20 protein-coding genes are annotated in these 17011 nt (G+C 37.8%); 8 read left to right on the plus strand and 12 right to left on the minus strand.

Annotated elements, in window-relative coordinates; genetic code table 11:
* Nucleotides 1–25 precede the first annotated feature (25 nt).
* A complete protein-coding gene (locus MED121_RS24365; protein ID WP_009832055.1) occupies nucleotides 26–190 on the plus strand; it encodes a hypothetical protein in 165 nt (54 codons plus the stop codon).
* A 182-nt stretch (nucleotides 191–372) separates the two neighbouring features.
* The gene (locus MED121_RS02680; protein WP_036179193.1) at nucleotides 373–1245 is read left to right on the plus strand and encodes an amino acid ABC transporter substrate-binding protein; all 873 of its coding nucleotides are present in this window, start codon (nucleotides 373–375) and stop codon (nucleotides 1243–1245) included.
* A gap of 48 nt (nucleotides 1246–1293) precedes the next feature.
* Here MED121_RS02680 and MED121_RS02685 read toward each other — a convergent pair whose 3' ends face one another.
* Both MED121_RS02685 and MED121_RS02690 read right to left on the minus strand, forming a co-directional pair.
* A complete protein-coding gene (locus MED121_RS02685) occupies nucleotides 1294–1935 on the minus strand; it encodes a DUF4386 family protein (RefSeq protein WP_009832057.1) in 642 nt (213 codons plus the stop codon).
* Between the two features lie 105 nt (nucleotides 1936–2040).
* On the minus strand, nucleotides 2041–3048 hold the full coding sequence (locus MED121_RS02690) for a helix-turn-helix domain-containing protein (RefSeq protein WP_009832058.1): 1008 nt from the start codon (nucleotides 3046–3048) through the stop codon (nucleotides 2041–2043).
* 154 nt (nucleotides 3049–3202) lie between these two features.
* Between MED121_RS02690 and MED121_RS02695 the strand changes: the two genes are divergently transcribed.
* On the plus strand, nucleotides 3203–3514 hold the full coding sequence (locus tag MED121_RS02695) for an antibiotic biosynthesis monooxygenase (RefSeq protein WP_009832059.1): 312 nt from the start codon (nucleotides 3203–3205) through the stop codon (nucleotides 3512–3514).
* A gap of 62 nt (nucleotides 3515–3576) precedes the next feature.
* On the opposite strand, the gene MED121_RS02700 is transcribed toward MED121_RS02695, so the two are convergent.
* A complete protein-coding gene (locus MED121_RS02700; RefSeq protein ID WP_009832060.1) occupies nucleotides 3577–4437 on the minus strand; it encodes an alpha/beta hydrolase in 861 nt (286 codons plus the stop codon).
* A gap of 140 nt (nucleotides 4438–4577) precedes the next feature.
* Between MED121_RS02700 and MED121_RS02705 the strand changes: the two genes are divergently transcribed.
* Both MED121_RS02705 and MED121_RS02710 read left to right on the plus strand, forming a co-directional pair.
* The gene (locus MED121_RS02705; RefSeq protein WP_009832061.1) at nucleotides 4578–5165 is read left to right on the plus strand and encodes a TetR/AcrR family transcriptional regulator; all 588 of its coding nucleotides are present in this window, start codon (nucleotides 4578–4580) and stop codon (nucleotides 5163–5165) included.
* A gap of 337 nt (nucleotides 5166–5502) precedes the next feature.
* Nucleotides 5503–5811, plus strand: coding sequence for a hypothetical protein (locus tag MED121_RS02710; RefSeq protein ID WP_131470967.1), 309 nt, complete (start codon nucleotides 5503–5505; stop codon nucleotides 5809–5811).
* A 105-nt stretch (nucleotides 5812–5916) separates the two neighbouring features.
* Here MED121_RS02710 and MED121_RS02715 read toward each other — a convergent pair whose 3' ends face one another.
* A complete protein-coding gene (locus tag MED121_RS02715) occupies nucleotides 5917–6723 on the minus strand; it encodes an outer membrane protein OmpK (protein ID WP_036179195.1) in 807 nt (268 codons plus the stop codon).
* 559 nt (nucleotides 6724–7282) lie between these two features.
* On the opposite strand from MED121_RS02715, the gene MED121_RS02720 reads away from it, so the two are divergent.
* Entirely contained in the window at nucleotides 7283–7729 is a 447-nt protein-coding gene (locus tag MED121_RS02720; protein ID WP_009832064.1) for a hypothetical protein, read from the plus strand.
* Here the strand turns inward: MED121_RS02720 and MED121_RS02725 are convergent.
* On the minus strand, nucleotides 7716–8264 hold the full coding sequence (locus tag MED121_RS02725) for a hypothetical protein (RefSeq protein ID WP_009832065.1): 549 nt from the start codon (nucleotides 8262–8264) through the stop codon (nucleotides 7716–7718). The genes MED121_RS02720 and MED121_RS02725 overlap by 14 nt on opposite strands.
* A 102-nt stretch (nucleotides 8265–8366) precedes the next feature.
* Nucleotides 8367–9050, minus strand: a complete 684-nt coding sequence (locus tag MED121_RS02730; RefSeq protein ID WP_009832066.1) for a hypothetical protein — start codon at nucleotides 9048–9050, stop codon at nucleotides 8367–8369.
* Here MED121_RS02730 and MED121_RS02735 point away from each other — a divergent pair.
* Nucleotides 9042–9461 carry a hypothetical protein gene (locus MED121_RS02735; protein WP_131470968.1) on the plus strand — a complete coding sequence of 140 codons (420 nt, stop codon included), beginning with the start codon at nucleotides 9042–9044 and terminating at the stop codon, nucleotides 9459–9461. The two genes, MED121_RS02730 and MED121_RS02735, sit on opposite strands and share 9 nt — an antisense overlap.
* Before the next feature lie 29 nt (nucleotides 9462–9490).
* On the opposite strand, the gene MED121_RS02740 is transcribed toward MED121_RS02735, so the two are convergent.
* The 6 genes from MED121_RS02740 to ald all read right to left on the minus strand — a co-directional run bounded on the left by MED121_RS02740 (nucleotide 9491) and on the right by ald (nucleotide 15570).
* Nucleotides 9491–9898, minus strand: coding sequence for a DUF2007 domain-containing protein (locus MED121_RS02740; protein WP_009832068.1), 408 nt, complete (start codon nucleotides 9896–9898; stop codon nucleotides 9491–9493).
* A gap of 339 nt (nucleotides 9899–10237) precedes the next feature.
* Complete coding sequence (locus MED121_RS02745) at nucleotides 10238–10528, minus strand: YciI family protein (RefSeq protein ID WP_009832069.1); 291 nt, start codon at nucleotides 10526–10528, stop codon at nucleotides 10238–10240.
* Between the two features lie 11 nt (nucleotides 10529–10539).
* Nucleotides 10540–11307: a GNAT family N-acetyltransferase gene (locus tag MED121_RS02750; protein ID WP_009832070.1), complete on the minus strand. Its 768-nt coding sequence runs from the start codon at nucleotides 11305–11307 to the stop codon at nucleotides 10540–10542.
* A 267-nt stretch (nucleotides 11308–11574) separates the two neighbouring features.
* Nucleotides 11575–12807, minus strand: coding sequence for a hypothetical protein (locus MED121_RS02755; RefSeq protein ID WP_009832071.1), 1233 nt, complete (start codon nucleotides 12805–12807; stop codon nucleotides 11575–11577).
* 75 nt (nucleotides 12808–12882) lie between these two features.
* On the minus strand, nucleotides 12883–13590 hold the full coding sequence (locus tag MED121_RS23545; RefSeq protein ID WP_009832072.1) for a TetR/AcrR family transcriptional regulator: 708 nt from the start codon (nucleotides 13588–13590) through the stop codon (nucleotides 12883–12885).
* Between the two features lie 861 nt (nucleotides 13591–14451).
* Nucleotides 14452–15570 (minus strand): alanine dehydrogenase, encoded by a 1119-nt coding sequence (gene ald / locus MED121_RS02765; RefSeq protein ID WP_009832073.1) that lies wholly within the window; start codon nucleotides 15568–15570, stop codon nucleotides 14452–14454.
* 450 nt (nucleotides 15571–16020) lie between these two features.
* Between ald and MED121_RS02770 the strand changes: the two genes are divergently transcribed.
* The gene (locus MED121_RS02770) at nucleotides 16021–16980 is read left to right on the plus strand and encodes a manganese-dependent inorganic pyrophosphatase (protein ID WP_009832074.1); all 960 of its coding nucleotides are present in this window, start codon (nucleotides 16021–16023) and stop codon (nucleotides 16978–16980) included.
* The last annotated feature ends 31 nt before the right edge of the window (nucleotides 16981–17011 follow it).

A 17011-nucleotide genomic window follows, 5' to 3' on the forward strand; every position in this document is an offset into this window, starting at 1 on the left:
AGAATTACTGAAAGCAGCAAGGACGATGTCAGCACAAAAGTCTAATGCTGAATCAGCACAAGTTGATACTCAAATCTGGGCTAAGCTTGCCATGATTATTGGCGGTGTTACCCTAGCCCGTGCAGTACAAGATCCAAATTTAGCGGATGAGATTGCAAGCTCAGAACAAACCGCAATGAAAGAGAAATAGAGTTTGAAAACAAAAAAATTGGCTTTCGAGTGAGAGATAAAAGCATATAATCGACAGAGGATATGTACTATGATTGAACGACTGGCATAGTCAGCCCAACGACTGATTAAATACCTATGATTGGCTTAAGGCTATTCGCAAAGCAAGGGATTTATAGCAACCTGAAAGAGGCTTGTTTAAGAGTGTACAAACTCATATTGGTTCTAACTTTTATTTTCATTAGCTCGACTAGCTCTGCGCTACAAAGAGTTATTTACCCTTCCATAGACAATGTTAATGAAACACGTTTCCAAGACTTATTTGAAATTCTCGAACTGGCTTTAGAGAAAACTTACCATGATTATGGTAGCTACGAATTAATCCCTTCCGATTTTGCGATGACAGAATCAAGACGACTTCAAGAAGCGAAATCAGGTCGCATCATAGATGTAATTTGGAGTTCAACCTCTCCCCAGAAAGAAGAAGACCTAAGGCCCATTCGCATTCCTCTACGCAAAGGCATTTTGGGTTATAGAATCTGCTTTATTCATCAGGATGATCAAAATATTGTTAACCAGGTTAACACTCTAGATGATTTAAAACAGTTCCACGTGGGTCAAGGCTTTGGCTGGGGTGATATTGAGATTTATAAGTACAATGAAATTCCCGTAGGAGATGCACCTTATCAATCATTGTTTAGCTTAATCGGCCCCAGACGTTTTAATTTATTCCCTCGGGGTATCAGTGAGATCTTTAAAGAGTTTGCCGTTTACGGTCCAGAAAACCCAAGCTTAGCCATCGAAAAAGGAATGGCTATCCATTACCCTTGGCCCTATTACTTCTTTACCTCGAAACATAATGAAGCGCTCGCACAGCGTATCGAAACTGGATTAGAGCGTATGATTAATGATGGAAGCTTTGACGCTATTTTTAATAAATATAATGCTAACGCAATTGAAAAATCACGCTTGAATGAAAGAAGGTTAATCAGATTAGAAAACCCTTTTATCCCAGAAAAGACGCCTTTCGATCGTCCTGAATTATGGTTCGTGCCTTCAATAGACTCGATCAAGTAATCATGGCTTCTCACCGACTCTTGTTATCTAGACATGCTTGTCATTGAACTACTCATCGCTTTTAGTGAATAGCAAATTAACACCTAAAACGATAAACCAGATAATCTGGCTTAACCCAAAAATTTCGGTAAAGACTTCAGCAGGATAAAGGGTTAATAAACCTGCGCTACCGACTAATAGCCCTAAATAATTTGTCAGCTTACTAAGTTGATCACTCTTTAATGCGGCCACACTTAACAACAAGACCCAAAGCCCTCCAACCACTTCATTACCACCACCAATGCCTTCCACAATAATCTTAATGGTGCGCCACAAGGTCATGGCACTTTCAGGTTCAGAGGTTGCTACCACTGAAGCTAAGCCAATGTTTATTAGCATACCACTGGCAATAACGAGCCCGACCCAAACCACACCAAAAACTGCAGACAGCTGCGATATTAGCGGCATTTTCTCTTTTAATCTGTGATGAAGTGCAATGACGAGTATCGCTAACAAGACCCCAAACAAGACATACATAACCAGATAAACAACAGACAGCATTAATTGATTATCAACAAGATATGCTAGTTTGCTTACGGTATCTGCCGTTACAGGATATTGCCAAAAAACGCCAAAATAAATGAAGGCGGAGATATAAATCAAGGCCTGCAGTAGTGAAGAAACACCCGCCGCTTTTTGAAAAGTCTGCATTATTTAAATCCTTTTATAGAAAAATTAGGGTTAATCATAAATATGATGTGGCAAAATAAAGTCATAAAACAAGCATATTAAATTAGGGAAGCTAGAAACAGTCAATTATTCAACCCCTTCTAACTTCATACTTTGTTTATATTGGCTTGGGGTCATCCTCATCACCAATTTAAATACCCGCCGAAAAACTGCGTCATCAGAATAACCCAGCGCTAATGCAACACGACTAATGCTCATATTATTGTTCACTAGCAAGGTACACGCATATTCGATGCGTACCTGATCAATATAACGTTTGGGTGACAAGCCCGTTAAAGAGGTTAATTTTCGATGTAATGTTCTTTCTGAGACTGCCATAGCTTGCGCCAATTGTTGTGGAGACATACTTTGGCCATAACCTTGGCGTATGGCTAATTCTGCTTGAGTGACAAACGCTGGCTGAGTAATTTTATAGCCTCTTGGCACACTTGAAGATTGAGATTTAGGCTGAGTGTCTAAAATAGCAAAATCTGCCATTTTTTTCGCAACCCCATTGCCTGCAAGCATTTTCACCACTTGCAAGGTGGTTTCAACCCAAGACAAAGGCCCTCCAGCCGAAACAATATTTTTATCCACCAATAATTCACTCGCCCATAAAGGGCAGGTTTTTGGATTACGTACTTTTAGCTCATCATGTAACCACCAAGTCGTGGTACAACGCCTATTATCCAATAATCCCGCTTCACCTATGGCTAAAACGCCACTGCAAGAGCCAGCAATAATCGCACCTTGGTGATACTGCTTTTTTAACCACAACTTGGTGGTTTCATCTAATAAGTTCAGCGGTGGTACTGAGACTTGATTCGGCACAAAACCAGGAATCAGTATCGCATCACATTGTTTTATATCCAGTAGGCTTTTTTCAACCTGATAAGACCGACCTTGCCCATCTATAATAGGTTTTCCATCAACGCTGGCCACCAAGATTTCAGGCGTCCAAAGCAAACTATCGCAAGAATAAGCATGCTCTTTCCCTTCGGGGAGCTTCATGCCTGCAAGGTAAAATAAATCTTGAATACCAGTCAAGGCTGAAGGAAGTGCCTGGGTCAACGCAAGAATCACAATAGAAGCCATAAACACCTCAGCTAAAGGGCAAAATAACCTTAGTGCCAAACACACAAAATTTGGCGAAAATTAAACTAACATTGTCTTTTTAGTCACTCATTACCAACTTAAGTTCACCCCTAATATATGCCTTACCTTAATTAAATCAGTAAAGGAAAAACCTATGTCACATTCTTCTCTCGCTATATTAGCTTTAATCGAAGCAAAACCTGAAAAAGCGGCTGCCGTTGCCAACTTATTAACCAATGCACTGGCACTAGCCAATGAAGAAGAACAGACCTTAACTTGGTACGGGGTACAAATCAGTGCTACCTCATTTGCTATTTTTGATACATTTGCTAATGAAGCTGGGCGACAAGCCCACTTAAACGGAAAAATTGCTGAGGCGTTACTCTCTCAAGCAGATGAGTTACTCATCAAGGGGCCTGACATTATGATGGCAAATATCTTAGGAGCGAAAGTTTCATCAAAATAATCGCTTAACGTAAATAAAAGAAAAGCACTGGTGGTAGCACTTGTGATAGCACCAATGGTGAGTTAGTTTTTTGCTAACTCACCTTGAGGGAAATGGTTCACTAAATAGCTTTCAACTAGATTTACAAACTGCTCTGGCTGATCTTCTTGAACATAAGTCATAGCCCCTTCAACAGTGCGAAAAGCCACCTGATTAAAAATACCTGCGAGACGCCTCCCTAAGCTTATTGGAAAAAGCTTTCTATCTTCTTCCCCCCAAATAATTAACACAGGCCCTGAATAAGACACCAATAAAGACGCGGCTTCTAAGGTGTATTTTATCGACCAAGTATTGACCACTTTCTGAAAGTCTCGTCGTATACCAACGTTTTCAATAAAAGGTTTTACATATAACGCTTTTATTTGAGCACCAGTCAAAGCGTTAGACAAAAGCCCCATAACATTTGGCGTTGTTAAAAAAGCGTCCACTCTAAACAGCTGCGCCATAACAAAGGTATAGCCTGGCAGGTTGATCATTTTTTGTAACATTGAAAACTGCTTAGGAGGGAAAACATCCAGACAATCACAATTACTTAATATCAGACCTGCCACTTTTTCAGGGTAATGAGCCGCAAAAATTTGTGCATAGGCACCACCAGTATCATTCGCCACTAGCACCACTTGCTCAAGCTTAAGCTCATCCAATAAAGCTAGAAGAAGCCTGGATATTCCTTCAGGTGTTAAATCTGCCTCTTTTGGCATAGCAAATTCATGTCCACCTAAAGGGAGGTCAGGCAAGATACATCGATAGGACTTGGATAAAGATGAAACCGTCTTTCTCCAAGTTTGATGGTTAGAGAGAGCACCGTGCAAAAACACCAGTGCCATGCCTTCTCCTTGGTCTTGATACTGCAGAGTCATAGCATCTAGATCGATGGTTTTCATAAAAACACCTTCTTGAAATTCCCAAAGAACCTAACATACTTAGAGTATGTTAAAAAGCTTTGTTATATTTCATATCCAAGATTAATGTTATTAAATGTATCGCTATACCTTCCAATGTTTTGAAAGGTAAAAAGGCCACTATGAGAAAACCCTCCAGACGCACAGAATACGCAGAACAAACTCGAGATGCGTTATTAGTATCCGCCCGTAAAAGCTTTGTTGAAAAAGGCTTTCAAGCCACATCATTAGATGACGTGGCAGAAAGTGAAAGATTAACGAAAGGTGCGCTATATCATCATTTCAAGACAAAAAAAGCGCTTTTTTCTTCTGTTTTTGATCAGGTATTAAAGGAAGCAGTCGTTAGTATAATGAGCGCATTAGCAGGTCAAGATGACCCCGTTAAACGCACTCACATTGCCATTGACACTTTTTTACAAATCGCTCTTAACCCCGACTACCAACATATAATTTTAAAAGAGGGACCACTTGCGCTTGGTTGGCAGACTTGGCGTGAAAAAGAACAAGCTAGCAGCATTCAGCTAATAAAGGCACTTCTAGTTGAAATGAAAACTGCCAATCAGGTTAAGACGGATTCAATCGATTTAGCGGCATGCACCATAATGGGCGCATTGACAGAAATGGTCTATTACATCAATAACAGTGAAGACCAAGTAAAAGCAGCACAGGAGTCGAAACGTATTTTACTTGATATTGTTGCCACCCTTTAAACTAGGGAAGCTGCGAATAAACCCTCCCGCCTCAGCGTGTGGATAAAAGCCTCTAAATTTATGGCGAGGGGCGAAACTTAATAGTCACTCTATTGATAAGACCCTTAACGTATAGATAGGACTTTTAGACCACGCCCTGTGGGTCTTTAAGAAAAAATGCCACTCTACGTTATCCTTTCTTGAAAGGTACCTACCGTGACTTTCTATTAATAAACGCAAAGTGACGCCTTGTTTGACATTTTTCCCTATACCTTAAAAGAGCAGACTGAGAAGAGGTGACTTAATCACAGTTTTCCTAGCCTACATTATGATGCCTCTTTTTATCGCAGGTTTCGGAATGGGAAGCGCAATCATTGCCCTATTCCAACAATCTATGACGATGACTGAAAGTAAGGATTCAGGTACAGCATCAGGGTCCATGCAATCTTTACAACACATTGCTATGGCAGTTGGGATAGGTATAGTTGGACAACTATTTTTTATCAGTCTAGATATCAGTACCAATGCCCAATTCGCTTTTAAATATTGTATTTATTATTCAGGTTTTATTTTTCTGCTGGTATTTATCTACCTCAAAAGCAAAAAAATCATTTTAAGGCAGCAAGTTTCAGGAGGAAACACTTCAGAAAAAGGAAAGGAGGCATAAAATACAAAAAGCCTTGCTGATAGAATCAACAAGGCTTGTCATCTACTTAATAAGTAAAGAAGAAAAGGGTAACCTCTTTACTTATTAAGCGAAATCTAAACGAAATTAGATTTTATAAGTGAAAGCAACATAGTGAGAGTTACCTGTAGACTTCACACCGTCAATACCATTTTCAACTCCGTAAATTTGGTTGTAGCTTTTCAGGCCGTAACCCACTGAATAACGGTCTGAATGCCAGTAGATACCGTTAAAGATAGCACCGCCAGAAGTCGCATCACCATAAGTTACATCGTTGTCCATAGCAAATTGATAATCTAGGTAACCTTGGTAGGCGATAAAAGAGTCATCAAACTGTTTGAATGGTTTGAACCAGTTCGTTGAAAACTGATAACCGTTCATCTGTCTATTAGACTGATCATACAAAGCGTATAGGTTAACACCTACTTTGCCAAACCAAGGCACTTCAACGTCTGCACCGATACCTGCGAAGTAGTTATTTACATCACTTGTACCATCCGCATCAACACCACCACTGATGTTAAACAAGGTAGAGATGTAAATTTCTTTTACTGGACCAAAAGACAAGTCATTACCTGTCATTGCATCTAAAGAGAAACGTGGTGCAAGTTTCAAGAACATTTTATCGTTTGATTGCTTATCGCTATCTTCATCAGCAGTAATATTGAAGATATCTAGGTATCCATATAGATCAACGATGCCTGAACGGCCACCGAATTCCATTTCAACATAATCGTGATCAGATTCACCTGGTAGCTCGCCATCAGCATACATTAGGTTGAACTGAGACCAAGAGTAATCATTTTTATGGATATCACCATCAGTGTAATCAGCAGCAAAAGTAGGTGCAGAAATTGCCGCAGCAGCACCTAAAACTAAAAGATTCTTACGCATTAGAAGTTTCCCAAGAGTATTTAAATTAATTGTTATAACTGTTTTTCTAGCTTTAGGAGCAAATCCAATTTGTAACAACATCACTGATAGAAAACCCTTAGGTTTTCACTGTATCCAAAAAGCGGCAATCATTTTGCAACCACATTCAGTTTCAAATCAAGAGTCAATCCTGACCAATTGTGCAAGAAAAAAGAAAATTTACCATTTGGTCAGAATTAACATAAAAAAATAAATGCTTATCACAATTTCGTAACAGGTATTTAATTGCTTTTTTTAAGGAAAAAACGCTAATCAAGGCTTAAACAGGGTTTGGGGGAAAAGTATTTTGGATAAATGTTGATTGTGCAAAATCTATAACTGAAGACTTCTATGACATTTAAGTTGCTTTTAATTGCTTTTTAATTGTAAGAAAAGAGCGAATAGAGTTCTCTAGGTTTGCAAAAAACCATTCATTCATAATTGATTTATAAAACACACTACATTAGAGTAATCTAAATTAAACTGTATGGATAAAGCTTACCTTTAGACTCTATTGGTATGTGTAAATTTGGATTAGAAAATGTTGTATGAAATCACACTATTAATTTTAACGCTAAGTATCATATTTATCTCTCTTGTCCTGCTTGAACGAAGAGCTGATGTTCGTTTTTTAAATCGATATGGCGCTGATATTAAAGAGTTTGATTATCTCATCCGTTGTGTAAAGAACCTTGAATTTGATAAGGTCCCTAAACCAATAAAAGACAATGATTCTGTCTATAATGAGCTGTTAAAGATTACCAACTCATACTTAACGGCTTATGTTGCGCTGGATACATCTAAACAACAATTAATTGCGCTTTCCAATAAAAATCGAGAGCTAATTAACGCTTATGTAAAAGTATTACATCTTCTCTCACCAAACTCATTTGCAACAGTTGAAGAAGAAAATAGGGATGAAACAAAAATTAAAGAGATGCTTAGCGAAATAAATACCTCAATAGAAAACCTTTCTAAATTATCTTAGCTAAACGCTTCGCAACTTCTGACAATACATCAATATCAGGCATTTTGGACAAGACATCACTTGAGATTGCCCATGGATAAGTACAAGACGCTAACCAAGGCAGGATTTGAGATCGATATTCCTTATCCAGAACTAACATGTCTTCAATGACTATAGTGAGCTTTTTAGCTTGTATTGAATCATCTAATTCAAATGTCCAATGATAATCACCATAGCCCACTCGCACCTCTGCACTATCTTTTGAGGTCATCCCAACCAACCAGCGACAATTAATTAAGGTATTAGATTGGGTGACGGTATCTAAAAAACACAAAGTATAAATATTTTCATAAGCTAAATTAAACTCACTGGAAAGGGTGTTAATTATCTCATCAGCCCCTACCACCTCAGCAGGGAAAGAAATAGCATCTGATTGCACCAACATTTTAAGCACTGCATCTTGACTAAAAACCTTCTCTAATAAATAAGGTTTATTCCCATCTTTACCTTGAATATAACGCCCTATTTGTTTGTGTAATGCTTTACTCTTTGACACCCTATTCCCCTAATTTGATCGCCCATAAAAAAGCACTGATACGTTAGCACCAATGCCTTTAAAGAAGCAATTTAGTCAGTAAACACATAATAAAATCATAAGCTAATTCGTTAAACTCGCTCGACATAAAAGAGTATTATCAGCTTCTAAATCAGATGACCAAATTAAATTCGCATCATAACTCCAATCCACCTTGTCATAACCTCCTTTAGGCCTAACAGTCCACTTTGAAAAACGCTCAGCTTTAGGCCATTTTGAATCATCAAATGAAGCAGATTTCCAATTAGCTGGTTCTTCTATAATTTGGTGACTGCAACTCATCTCAGGGGTAGAAGATTTAGCACACTGTTTATTAAGAGGCGCAATATGAATAGGAAGGCAACGCCACTCCTCACTTGTGACTAACAAGGGTTTACCACTAGCGGTATCGATAAACTGCGCAATAAAGCCACCATCACCCATTTGTTGCTTACGTGAACCTATATATTCAAGACCAGTATCATTCTCTTTAAAGTCCTTCACGATAAAATTAATTTGAGCAGGCAAAGATAATCTCAGATTAAAAGACTCCGCATTAAAAGAGCGCTCTGTTCTGATAGACACAGAGTCTTCTTTCACAAGTTCATCACCCACATACAAAGCAAACCAATTATCAGCCCAAACATCGACTTTCAAGTTTATGGGTGTTTGTGCAAACACAGAAGACGCAGCGAACTGAGCACAAAGTATTAACCCAGTCACTTTTGATACCTTTAATGTCTTATTCAGCAATTTATTTTGCAACATGTCACCGCCCAGCCTCTTTCATTAATGGATAGAATTGTTAATCATCTTAAAATCAAAATGTGCACTAAACGTAGAGATTCCCTTAGCAAGCTTATTTTATTCTCGATTAAAGTCCTTACCCTAAGAAGTGAAGTTGGTCTAAGAATTGAAGTCCTTACCCTAAGAATTGAAGTTGGTCTAAGAATTGAAGTTGGTCTAAGAATTGAAGTTGGTCTAAGAATTGAAGTTGGTCAAAAGAGAATAATTGTTGATGGATCATTTGACCGGATTTTTTTGAAATACCATCATGTCATCATTCAAAAAACGACCTTATCAGAACCTAAATTTATTCGTTTAGAAAAAAACTTTTTCCAAAAAGATACACCACTAGATGACGCTAAATTATGGTACATCCCCAAAGTGAGTTTGTAACCTGATTAAATAGTAGAACAGCTGTCATCTCATTTTGATCCATCTATTTTACTTTTAGCACCACAATCACGACACTGAATCCCCTCTTTGACAGGAAATAAGGGAAAATCTAATCCTAAAAAAATTAAAAATGCCCAACGTTTACCAAATTGATAAAACTCGGTATTTGGGCTATCACAAACAGGACAAAGGTCTGTGTCAAAACCTTCTTGTTGCATTAACTCAGTTTCAAGATCTTCTGCTAAGGCTAAAAGAGCAGCTTGCTCGTCTTCTTCTCTTACTTGCAAGCGTACGCCACCTAATGCATTCGAATATAACCATTGCATATTTATTGTATGCTCGTCAGCAATATAGGCAGGCACACCAAGAGCATCTAACTTAGACCAAGCTATTTGAGCTTCATAAGGATAGGTAAAACGAGCAATGGTAATTAACATAGTCGTTCCTAATGTCATTTATCTGACATTTAATGCCACTTTACATTGTTAAGGAATCTGCGATTAAGTCACCTCTTCTCAGTCTTTACAGAAAAAGTATCACACAAGGCGTTACTTTGACGTAATGTAGGTACCTTTCGAGAAGTGACAACACAGGGTGTTACTTTTTCTGAAAGACCCGAAGGGCGTGGTCTAAAAGCGCTATCTTTACGTTGAGGACCTTATCAATAGAATAACTATTAAGTTGCGCTCCTCGCCATAAATCTAGCGGCTTTTATCCACACGCTGAGGCGGGAGGACTTATTCGCAGGTTCCTTAACTATAAAACCAACTCAGGCCTTATAATATAACTTCCCGATTACCAGCTTTTCCCCAAACTAGAATTTCATAGTTTCTTAAATTAGATACATAATAAGGATCATTTTGAACTAGTACTTCCGCTCGTTCAAACGACTCAACTTCTAATACCCATAGCCCACCTACAAAAGCTGCACCGGGTTCATTACGTAAACCACCGCCAATTAGAATCTCATTACAATGCTGATCAAGGTAACTAAAATGAGCATTTTCATTCAACGTTCTATGTTCCATCATGCCGGGTTTATCATTAAAAATAACAACCAGTCTCATAGGTTAAATCCTCATTTATTTTTCAAAAAAGAGTGAGTATAAAGCACTGTTTTAAAACCTAGTTTTTGATAAATATACTGGGCTTGTGAGCCCTCATCCGCCACAATTACCAGGCTTTTCATGCGAAGTTTATTCAGGCAATAGTTACCTGCAAAACAAACTAAGCTCTGACATACCCCTTGATTTCTTGCTTCTTTAACTGTGCCGACTTGTTGAAAACGCGCATTATCCCCATCGAAGAAAATGCCTAAATCACCAAGAATTTGACCGTCTTTTTTAGCAAAGAACCAATGCCCTTGCCCTTTGTCTAGCATTTTTCGGTAATCAACAAAACGTTTCTCTAAAAAACCGGTTTCTTCTTTAGCTAAGCCTGAATTTTTTAATTGATTATGAATAACCTCTTGCCACTCTTCATCTGTACTCACAATGCCAAGTGATAGGTTTTCATTTTTAATTTCTATCATAGACTCAGTACGAATCATGCCTTCGTCAATGTCGACACTAAAGCCTTTAGCTTGATATTCATTAATGAGATTTAGGTCTTTGTGATCGGTATTATAAGAAAAAGCAAAAAATCCACGTTTAGCCAAACTTATACTCTCTAAACGTTGATTATGTTTTTTAATGGCAGTGGGAGTTAAGAAGGCATAGTAATTACCCCAAATAAAATCTGGATTTGACTCAGTACAAATATCGAAGTAATTGTCTTTGAATGTCACCTTGCCAGAGACACGGTGAAACATAAAATCGCTCTTATCAACAAAGTTTAAATCTTCCATTATTTTGTAAACCTCATTCCATGGGAGATCTTGTTATATTAGAGCAGACTTGGTGGGTCAAGTTTTGCTTCTCAAGTAGAAAGAAACAAGTTCAGAAGAAAGGCTTAACAAGTGAATAAAAAGCTAAGCTAAGAAACCATTGAAAAGAAGGTGGTTCAAGGCAAAAAAACTCACTACCATAATAAAATGGCAGCGAACTCAAAATCTTGAAAGACTAGGCTATCCTCGCACCGAAACATACATTCTGCCCCCAACATCGAAGTCGACTCATGTTAACCTATCTAACAAAGGCGCTATTCTAGAAGGAGGTCCTATTTCACCATAGATTTTACAACTGACAAATTTCAAAGACTCTAACTCTTTCGCAGAAATAGTAAAACTACTACCAGCACTTCTCATTCTCTTCACCATTGTCTTCATATCTAATAGCTGTGAACTAGCACCTGAAATTCTTAAAGAGACAAATGAAAACCACTCATCATTTAAAGCTTTAATTGCATGCTCAATAAGTTCTTTTGAATTAATCTTACCATTACCACTAGCATCCACTTTAGCGGCACGTGTTAAATCATAAATATGATGCGCTTTACTTTTCGCTACCAGCATACTTTTTGTATTAAGCTGCAACTCCCCAAGAATCCCATTACTCATTTTCAAGAAAAATTTTATATCACGATAGCCTTCCTTTGTAGCACCACAGTGATGGGGATCTTTTCCCTTAGGCTTGTATCTATCTTTTAAGGACTTCTGAAAACCTTTTAACTCATGAAACTCTTTGCTACCTTCTAAATAATTTGCTGCAGCAGTCATGGCATCAAGAGTATCAAACTCAACAGACATTCTAGCGACATCTTTTAGATCCCCATAATCTGACGACCTTTCTCTCAAGGTAATTTTATCAAGCGCACCACTGAAGCTTTTGAGCCCATTATATGCCCCAGGTGGTTTAGATATTTTGCCATCATATACAGATGCGATATCCTTGCTCAGCTCTACGAGTTGAGCCTGTGCCACTTTCATTTTTTCAAATTGCATAAACAAAACTTTTAACTTGTAACGTGAATTATTAATCAAAAATTTATCCTGTGACGTTAACGCGCCACCTTTTTCCATTCTTTTCCTAGTATCTGCAGGTACGTAATCTTTAATTGCATCAGGATTAGTTAATAACTCTAGTATTTTTCGATCTGCTTCAATATCAACATAAGGGCCAAACATTGTAAGAAAGCGTTTACAAATACTTCCGTCGTGATTTGCAATTTTATCTTTCAATAAGCTTAGAGCCTCTGAATAAGCTTCACGATTTATCAAAGGATAACCTTGGGATAAATGCTTTGTTTTAACTAATTTAGAAATTACTGCTTTTTTCTTTTTGGCCACATCTGCTTCTAATAATGCAATTACTTCCTCAGAGTCTGGAACAATAGTCGGTGCAATTCGTTGGAATGTCGGTTTTTTAAGTTTTGACTTTGCTGATATCAATTCAGACATTGTTGGCATGATAAAATACCCTCTCATTAGTTTATTATTTAATTAACATTGAATTTAAATTTAATAAAAAATTTAAAACATAAGTCATAAAAAAAGTTTTAAATATGCAGATTCAGCAAGATCAATACTTTCTTCGAGCATGTTTTCAAAATTCATAGGTAAAAAATTATTTTCATCAGACTCTTCTAATGAAGCCTTAATTGCATAAGTAAATATCATGCCTGAAGCAAAATTTGTTAATAAATGAATGCATTTAAATTTTTCCCTCCCTAAAGAAAAGGGTTCCATTAAACTAAAAATCAATTCAGCATTCCGCTTAAACAAGTAATCCATTATTTTCTTTTTCTCAGAGCTATTAGTAGATAACACTTCTCTAAAAACTAACTTTGTCACCGAAGGCTTTTTTTGGAATAATTTCATATAAGCGGTTAGCACTGGCCTAACGGGAGTTTTTGCTTCTAACCATTTTGACTCCATTAGGTAAAGTTTTAATTCATTCGAAATTGAGATTAGAACTTGTTGATACAAATTTTCTTTATTAATAAAGTAATACCTAACAAGTGATGGATTTACCCGAGCTAACTTAGACACTTTAACTATTGAAACTTTTGAATAGGGTAAGTTAACGAACAACTCTCTGGCTGAATTAAGAATATTTCGTCTTGCATCATTATATTTTTTACCTTTCGTTGATGGCCTCCCAACTTTTCTATAAGAGCTTTCTTCATTCATGTTATTTAACCCCTGATCACTACCAGTCGCTTCAAGATATTTATATTCTCTTATCTTCACAACTTTTTCGAGAAGTTTAATTCCTCCTTTTTTAGGATTTGGATAATTAAGTCAATATACATTGAAATTAAAAATAAATATTCACTAGCAATTAAAATAACCACTCTAACTTTTTGATATCATTAGAAAATGCGCTAACAAAATAGAAAAAGCTCATTTTAATCTTAGTTTTTCTAGAAAAGCTAAGATTAAAAAGCCTCTTATCAGAAGTAGTGCTAAGTAAAAAAATTAAAAAATGGGATATATCGAAAAGGTCTACATAATATGCTCATTGTTCTTACCAATGAGAAGGGAGCAGTCTAAAAGAGGTATTTCTAGGTTACGGCTTAACCTAAAGAAGCTGCGAATAATTTGTACTGAATCAGCATATGGATAAAAGCACTTAGATTTATGAGGAAAACGCAACTTAATAGTGCTTCTATTGATAAGGTCCTCAGCGTAAAGATAGGTCTTTTAGACCATGCCCTTCGGGCCTTTCTAAAAAAGGGTCAACCTGTGCTATCTCTTCTCGAAAGGTACCTGGATTACATCAAATCGACACCTTGTTAGACACTTTTCCCCATATACCTTTAAAGAGCAGACTGAGAAAAGGTGACTTAATCGCAACTTCACAAAATATTGGGCATTATTTTCCACACTTGGGGAAAAAGAAAGTAATTCTCAGGTATTCTTAATTTCGCTTTCTTTTCCAAAGATATAAGCGCTTGAAAAACACGCATTTTGAAAAGTTAAAGAGAAAGTTTCATTTAGAGTATCTACTTAAAGAAACCTGAACCTTTACATAAATTTTAAGGCCTATGCAGAAGGTTCAGGTAAATTACAAATAACCAAAATTACTGTCTAAAAATTATTTTAATAGTATTAAAAGGCCAGTGCTTCTTCAGGGTCAACATATTCAAAACCTAGGTTGTCAGCGACGCTGCGACACGTCACTAATCCCTTGTGTACATTCAGACCATTTAGCAAATGCGCATCATCTGCTAAGGCCGCTTTATAACCTTTATTTGCTAACGCGATAATATAAGGAAGCGTGGCATTATTTAGGGCAAAAGTAGAGGTTCTTGGCACAGCTCCTGGCATATTCGCTACGCAATAATGAACCACATCATCAACAATATAAGTTGGCTCTGCGTGTGTTGTTGCATGAGATGTCGCAAAACAACCGCCTTGGTCAATTGCAACATCAACAACAGCAGAACCTGGCTTCATACGTTTGATCATATCTTCAGTAACAAGTTTAGGGGCAGCGGCTCCCGGAATCAGAACACCACCAATCACGAGATCAGCAGATAAAACATGTTCTTCTAGGGCATCTTTGCTTGAGTAAACCGTTTCAAGACGCGCACCAAATTGAGCATCAAGACGACGTAAAACATCAATTGAGCGATCAAGAATAACCACATTTGCGCCCATACCAATTGCCATTTGGGCAGCGTTAGAACCCACAACCCCCCCGCCGATAATCACAACTTTTGCAGGAGAAACACCCGGTACGCCACCGAGTAACATACCACGGCCGCTATTAGATTTTTCTAAGCATTGTGCGCCCGCTTGAATAGACATACGGCCTGCCACTTCAGACATAGGCGCTAATAGGGGTAAACTGCCGTTATCACTGGTGACGGTTTCATAAGCAATACAAATCGCTTTGCTGGCAATCAGGTCTTTTGTTTGCGGCAAATCTGGCGCTAAGTGAAGGTAAGTAAACAAAATTTGATCTGGGCGAAGTCTCGCTCGCTCTTCTGCTAGCGGTTCTTTTACCTTCACTATCATGTCTGCTTCAGCAAATATCTCTTCTGCTGTTGTTTTAATCGTCGCACCTACCGCGAGGTAATCGTCATCGCTAAAACCAATACCGCTACCTGCATTGGTTTCAATCATTACCTGATGGCCGTGGCTGATAAGCTCACGGGCACTCGCGGGCACCATACCAACACGATACTCATGGTTTTTAATCTCTTTAGGAACACCGATTAACATACTTATTCTCCTAACGACTTATTTTTATTTGCTACAAGAACCTATCTAAGAAGCGCTTAGTCACAGCGACTTGCTCAGAGCAGGAGTAAATTTCTAATATCAGTATAGATATTTTTAAAAAGAATAAGTCACTTATATTTAGATTAAAAATAGATATAAAAACCAACAAATAAATAACTTTAAGATAAAAAAACTACAAATATAGTAAAAATACAGAACAAACAACAACTATTATTAATTGCTATAAATGGACCTTAATTAAGAAGAATGTGAGTCAATAACAGAAAGCAAAGCAGAAAACACAAGACTAAAGTCGCAATCAAATCGCACTCAAGTCGTCATAATGCCAAACGAACAAAGCAAAATTTGTCTAACCAAAAGTCTGTTTTTTGCTTATAATTGCCCAAATTTTTAAACATTCCCGTTTTAGGGCAGTACATAGGGTAAGAGATGGCTTTTTTTGACTTAGAATCACCAGAAAACAACGACACAGACAATCTAGTATGGTTAGGCCACCTTAGCCCTGACAGTGATACCATTGGATCTGCAATTGGTGCAGCTGAATTATTTGGTGGCGAAGCACGCCGCGCCGGCGAGTTAAACAAAGAAACCGCTTTTGTTGTTGAATACTGTGGCGTTGAAGTTCCTAAACTCATCTCTAAAGTTGAAGGCCAAAAAGTCGGTCTAGTTGATTTCAACCAAAAAACGCAATTACATAAAGACGTTGATAACAGTGACATCGTTGCCATTATCGACCACCACGCAATCCAAGATCAGCCAATCACATTTAACACACCAGTATCTGTTGATATTCGTCCTTGGGGCAGCGCGGCAACCATTCTTGCAGACCGTTTCGAGAAAACGGGTAAAGAAATGAGTCCAACAACAGCCTGTGTCCTTCTAGCTGGCATCCTATCTGATACCCTAGTATTTGAATCACCAACGACTTGTCCTGTCGACAAACCATACGCTGAGAAGCTCGCTAAGATTGCAGGCATAGAAGATCTATACGACTTCGGTCAAAAGATGATGGAAGCTAAATCAGACCTAGCAGACGTTTCTACTTACGACGTGCTAAAAGGCGATTTCAAACATTATGAAATCAAGGGTAAAAAAGTGGGTTTTGGTGTCGCAGAAACGCTACTTCCAGAACAGCTTCTAGAACGTAAGGCTGACCTTCTTGCAGAAATGGAAGGTGAAAAAGCGAAACAAGGTTTAGACTTCATCTTCTTCGCGATTGTGGATACTAAAACTAAAAATGCTCACCTGGTTATCTATTCTGATGCCGAAGCAGAACTTGCCACTGCGGCATACGGTTATACATCAGAAGCTAACTTAATGTATCTACCTGGCATGATGTCTCGTAAGAGCCAGCTAATGCCAGCAGTACAAGCAACACTGACTGCTTAAATTTTCACTCTATATCTAGAAAGTAAAATTT

The sequence above is a fragment of the Marinomonas sp. MED121 genome (genome assembly GCF_000153025.1).
In the GTDB taxonomy this organism is placed as follows: domain Bacteria; phylum Pseudomonadota; class Gammaproteobacteria; order Pseudomonadales; family Marinomonadaceae; genus Marinomonas.

Coding starts and splice junctions, on each gene's coding strand:
- MED121_RS02690 (WP_009832058.1), bottom strand. CDS start 3,048: ATGGCTTCTATTGTGATTCTTGCGTTGACCCAGGCACTTCCTTCAGCC.
- MED121_RS02720 (WP_009832064.1), top strand. CDS start 7,283: ATGTTGTATGAAATCACACTATTAATTTTAACGCTAAGTATCATATTT.
- MED121_RS02685 (WP_009832057.1), bottom strand. CDS start 1,935: ATGCAGACTTTTCAAAAAGCGGCGGGTGTTTCTTCACTACTGCAGGCC.
- MED121_RS02695 (WP_009832059.1), top strand. CDS start 3,203: ATGTCACATTCTTCTCTCGCTATATTAGCTTTAATCGAAGCAAAACCT.
- MED121_RS24365 (WP_009832055.1), top strand. CDS start 26: ATGTCAGCACAAAAGTCTAATGCTGAATCAGCACAAGTTGATACTCAA.
- MED121_RS02770 (WP_009832074.1), top strand. CDS start 16,021: ATGGCTTTTTTTGACTTAGAATCACCAGAAAACAACGACACAGACAAT.
- MED121_RS02710 (WP_131470967.1), top strand. CDS start 5,503: ATGGGAAGCGCAATCATTGCCCTATTCCAACAATCTATGACGATGACT.
- ald (WP_009832073.1), bottom strand. CDS start 15,570: ATGTTAATCGGTGTTCCTAAAGAGATTAAAAACCATGAGTATCGTGTT.
- MED121_RS02755 (WP_009832071.1), bottom strand. CDS start 12,807: ATGCCAACAATGTCTGAATTGATATCAGCAAAGTCAAAACTTAAAAAA.
- MED121_RS02730 (WP_009832066.1), bottom strand. CDS start 9,050: ATGTTGCAAAATAAATTGCTGAATAAGACATTAAAGGTATCAAAAGTG.
- MED121_RS02745 (WP_009832069.1), bottom strand. CDS start 10,528: ATGAGACTGGTTGTTATTTTTAATGATAAACCCGGCATGATGGAACAT.
- MED121_RS02700 (WP_009832060.1), bottom strand. CDS start 4,437: ATGAAAACCATCGATCTAGATGCTATGACTCTGCAGTATCAAGACCAA.
- MED121_RS02740 (WP_009832068.1), bottom strand. CDS start 9,898: ATGTTAATTACCATTGCTCGTTTTACCTATCCTTATGAAGCTCAAATA.
- MED121_RS02705 (WP_009832061.1), top strand. CDS start 4,578: ATGAGAAAACCCTCCAGACGCACAGAATACGCAGAACAAACTCGAGAT.
- MED121_RS02750 (WP_009832070.1), bottom strand. CDS start 11,307: ATGGAAGATTTAAACTTTGTTGATAAGAGCGATTTTATGTTTCACCGT.
- MED121_RS02715 (WP_036179195.1), bottom strand. CDS start 6,723: ATGCGTAAGAATCTTTTAGTTTTAGGTGCTGCTGCGGCAATTTCTGCA.